Annotated in this window: 4 protein-coding genes; 2 read left to right on the top strand and 2 right to left on the bottom strand. The window is 47.4% G+C overall.

All coding sequences use genetic code 11. From position 1 onward, the window contains the following. On the top strand, nucleotides 1-855 hold an 855-nt coding region (locus C7B77_RS25180), incomplete at its 5' end, for a homogentisate phytyltransferase (protein ID WP_106311406.1). Nucleotides 856-930: 75 nt separating this feature from the next. Beyond that, nucleotides 931-1,974 (top strand): tocopherol cyclase family protein, encoded by a 1,044-nt coding sequence (locus tag C7B77_RS25175; protein WP_106311404.1) that lies wholly within the window; start codon nucleotides 931-933, stop codon nucleotides 1,972-1,974. Between the two features lie 133 nt (nucleotides 1,975-2,107). Here the strand turns inward: C7B77_RS25175 and C7B77_RS25170 are convergent, their stop codons facing one another. Then, nucleotides 2,108-3,091, bottom strand: a complete 984-nt coding sequence (locus tag C7B77_RS25170; RefSeq protein ID WP_106311401.1) for a potassium channel beta subunit family protein — start codon at nucleotides 3,089-3,091, stop codon at nucleotides 2,108-2,110. A gap of 166 nt (nucleotides 3,092-3,257) precedes the next feature. Continuing rightward, nucleotides 3,258-3,986 (bottom strand): SOS response-associated peptidase, encoded by a 729-nt coding sequence (locus C7B77_RS25165; RefSeq protein ID WP_106311398.1) that lies wholly within the window; start codon nucleotides 3,984-3,986, stop codon nucleotides 3,258-3,260. Nucleotides 3,987-4,142: the final 156 nt, after the last annotated feature.

Raw genomic sequence — 4,142 nt, 5'->3', positions numbered from 1 at the left:
ATCGGTACCAGTCTGAGTGTATTGGCACTTTACACGATCGCGATCGCGACTACTCATAGCCCAGTTTCATGGCTGAGTATCGGTCAACTGGTGGGAGCTTGGATTGCTTGTATATTAGGGAATATTTATATAGTTGGTTTGAATCAACTTTATGATGTGGAAATCGATCGAGTCAATAAGCCCGATCTCCCCTTAGCTAGTGGTAAATTATCGATCGCTCAAGGAACGTGGATCGTCGCAGTTACAGGTATTTTAGCGATCGCGATTGCGGCATTATCAGGTAAATGGTTATTTGCAACTGTCTCGCTGAGTTTGGCGATCGGAACTGCTTATTCGGTACCGCCAATTCGATTCAAACAATACTCATTGCTCGCTGCTATTTGTATTTTGACTGTGAGGGGCTGTATTGTTAATTTAGGGCTGTTCTTGCATTTCGATCGACTATTGACAGGCGTAGATACTATACCGCCAAGTATTTGGGTATTAACGCTATTTATCTTAGTATTTACAATCGCCATTGCCTTATTTAAAGATGTACCCGATCTCGAAGGCGATCGCAAGTATCAAATCGAAACCTTTACGATCGTTTTAGGTAAATTAACAGTTTTTAACTTTACGCGCTGGGCAATTACGATCGCCTATTTAGGCACGATCGCGGCTGGTATTTTGTTGTCATCTAGCATTAATACTTGGTTTGTGGTTATCTCCCATACTGCTTTACTCGGCTTGCTCTGGTGGCGTTCTCAAGATATCGATTTAGAACAAAAAGAATCGATCGCAGCCTTCTATCAATTTATCTGGAAGTTATTTTTCTGGGAATACTTAATTTTCCCGATCGCCTGCTTTGTGAATTAGTGGATAGTGGATAGTGAATCGTGGATCGCAAATAATGAAGTTTAATTATTAATTATCAATTATCAATTATCAATTATGACAGTGCCGCATATTGGATATCATTGGAATGGCGTCGATCCGGATTTTTTTGAAGGGTGGTATTTTCGGGTGACATTGCCGAAGATTAGAGAATCATTTGCGTTTATGTACTCAATTGAAGATCCTTTAGGCAAAAGCGAGCGCAGTGGTGGTGCGGCGCAGATGTTGGGGATTGACGAACGACATTTGATGTGTTCTTTTCCAGATCCCGATCGATTTTGGGCAGCTAAAGACGATCTAGCTTTGGGACATTGGGGAAAGACTGATAATTTAAATATTCGACCCCAATTACTATCAGTTGCAGAATTCGATCGTCATATTACCGAAGGTTATCAAGTTACCGCCACTCTCCATCAAGGAAATCTCCCAAGCCAAAACTGTCGCTGGTGTTATCATACCGTCCCCGTTTATGGCTGGGGACAGCCCCATCAGCCCCAGCAAGCCACGGCGGGCTTGTTATCATACTTGCCGATCTTCGAGCCGGGATGGCAGATCTTGATGGCGCATGGCTTGGCTACAGGTTGGATCGAGTGGCAGGGCAAACGCTATGATTTTACGAATACTCCAGCCTATAGTGAAAAAAATTGGGGTCGCTCTTTTCCGCAGAAATGGTTTTGGGTAAATTGCAATAGTTTTGATGAGACAGTTGGTTTGGCAATTACCACAGGGGGTGGACGACGCAAAGTACTATGGACGACTGAAGAAGTCGGGATGATTGGCATTCATTATCGCAACAAGTTTTATGAATTCGTACCGTGGAATTCGCAAATAAGTTGGCAAATTCAACCCTGGGGCGAATGGCAAATTCGAGCTAGTAATAGCGAATTTCAAGTCGAACTAATCGGTACGACAGATTTACCTGGAACGATGGTAAGTACACCAACAGAACAAGGCTTGGTAATGTGTTGTCGAGATACAGTGAAGGGTTTATTGTCGATCGATCTACGCACTCTTAATGGCGATCGAATTATCAAGGCTAATAGTAATAATGCTGGCTTGGAAGTCGGTGGTGCTGGCTGGGAGCAAGGGTGGGTGAAGTAGATTTCTGGAGCGAAAATGCTCGCTATCTCCGCATCGCTAGTCAATCGATCTCTATTGCGAGAAGTTATGCCTAGTTTGTCACTTTAGGCCGAAGAAATTGAATGAACAGTGACAAACTAGGGCTTAGTTGAGATTAGGCGGATGTTGGGACGCTGAGGGTGCCGACGGCTGCGTCGATTTGGTGGAGGAGTGTGGCGTCGAGTTGGGGAATGATGTCGATCGCTTTCATGTTTTCGATGACTTGGGTTTTGTTGCTGGCACCTGTGATAACGGTGCTGACGTGGGGATTGCTGGCGCACCAGGCGATCGCGAGTTGAGAGAGGGTGCAGTCGAGTTTGTCGCTAATCGATCGCAGGCGTTCGGTGGCGGCGATCCAATCGGGGTTGGTGACGAGTTTTTGCAGCCATTCGTAGCCCGGAAGGGTGGAGCGGCTGCCTGCGGGGATACCGTTGGCGTATTTGCCAGTGAGGACGCCGGAAGCGAGGGGACTCCAGGTGGTTAAGCCTAAGCCGAGATCTTCGTAAAGTCTGGCGTATTCTGTTTCGACACGATCGCGGTGGAATAAGTTGTATTGGGGTTGCTCCATGACGGGTTTGTGGAGATGGTGCCGCTCGGCGATTTGCCAAGCACTGACGATCTCGGCTGCCGACCATTCGGAGGTACCCCAGTATAAGGCTTGACCGCGTTGGATCGTGTCGTGCATCGCCCAGACGGTTTCTTCGATCGGGGTGTTGGGGTCGGGACGATGGCAAAATACGAGGTCTACGTAGTCCATTTGCAGGCGTTGAAGGGAGCCTTCGATCGCTTGGCGGAGGTATTTACGGTTGAGTGTATTCTTGCGGTTGGGGCCTTGGGCGAGTCCCCAGTAGAATTTGGTGGAAATAACGTAATCTGCACGATCCCAGCCTAATTTTTTGATGGCATTGCCCATGAGGGTTTCAGATTTGCCGCCTGCATATACTTCGGCGTTGTCAAAGAAGTTGACGCCTGCATCTTTGGCTACTGATAGGGTTTCGATCGCGATGTCTTCATCTACTTGATTGCCATAAGTGACCCAAGATCCTAGCGATAGTTCGCTTACTTGTAAGCCGGATCGTCCTAGTCTGCGGTATTTCATGCTCGATTATCCTTGACGAAATGAGAGAGGGGGAGGGGGAGAGGGGGAGAGAGAAACTAGAGAACGCAGTTCCATCGCCTTTCCTCTTCTGCCCTCTGTTTAGCCTCTACCTAAAGCCTAAAGCCTAAAACCTAAAACCTAAAGTCTAAAGCCTAAAACCTAAAGCCTAAGTTATAGCTACAGCAGACATTGGTTGTTTGCATTCTGGGGTGTCGTTTTTGGGACTATTGACGATCGTGCTGACGGGATATGCCTTCATCTGGGCGGCTGGATAGGGATCGAGTAAGGATTGTAGCTTGCTCCAGGCAGCGGGGTCTTTGGTGCTGCCAAAGTCGGGATCGAGCCAGAGATCGTAGTCTTCGGGAGCTAGAATTACGGGCATTCGATCGTGAATTGGTTCGAGGAGTTCGTTGGCTGTGGTGGTAATAATGGTACAGGTTTCGAGTGTTTCGCCTGCTGGGCTTTGCCAGCGATCGTATAAGCCTGCAAAGGCAAAGGGTCGATCGTCTTGCAAGCTCATAAAATAGGGTTGTTTTTTGCGGCTGCCTTCGATTTGCTGCCATTCGTAGAAGCCATCGGCTAGAATCAAGCAACGTCGATGCCGGAATGAGGCTCGAAATGAGGGTTTTTCGTTGACTGTCTCGGCTCTGGCGTTAATTAGTTTGGAGCCGATGGCGGGATCTTTTGCCCAGGATGGAATCAGTCCCCATTGCAAGAATTGGAGTTGAGGTGGGGCGGATGGTAGTTGTAAGATGGTGGCGACTGATTGTGTGGGGGCAATATTAAATCGCGGTGTTAGTTGGCTGGTTTCTATACCAAAGACTGAGGCGATCGTTTCTGCTGAAGTCGTTGGCGTAGCCTCTCCTCTGGAGAATTGAGTAAATCGTCCGCACATATTTTTCCTCCGCAGGTCGGATACATACTAATATGCTAGCGAGTTACTTGGGGCATTGCGAGAATAATGTCGGTTTGGGATAAGGATGGACGATTCAGCAACACCCTCGACTGAATTTTTGGAGTGGTGCTTAGTTTTAAGTTACTGGTGCTATAG

Source organism: Chamaesiphon polymorphus CCALA 037, assembly GCF_003003845.1.
GTDB classification, from domain to species: domain Bacteria; phylum Cyanobacteriota; class Cyanobacteriia; order Cyanobacteriales; family Chamaesiphonaceae; genus Chamaesiphon; species Chamaesiphon polymorphus.
This window is presented reverse-complemented; position numbering and strand designations above follow the sequence as displayed.

Excerpts from the sequence above, each read along its gene's own strand:
- C7B77_RS25175 (WP_106311404.1), top strand. The coding sequence starts at position 931 with ATGACAGTGCCGCATATTGGATATCATTGGAATGGCGTCGATCCGGAT.
- C7B77_RS25170 (WP_106311401.1), bottom strand. The coding sequence starts at position 3,091 with ATGAAATACCGCAGACTAGGACGATCCGGCTTACAAGTAAGCGAACTA.
- C7B77_RS25165 (WP_106311398.1), bottom strand. The coding sequence starts at position 3,986 with ATGTGCGGACGATTTACTCAATTCTCCAGAGGAGAGGCTACGCCAACG.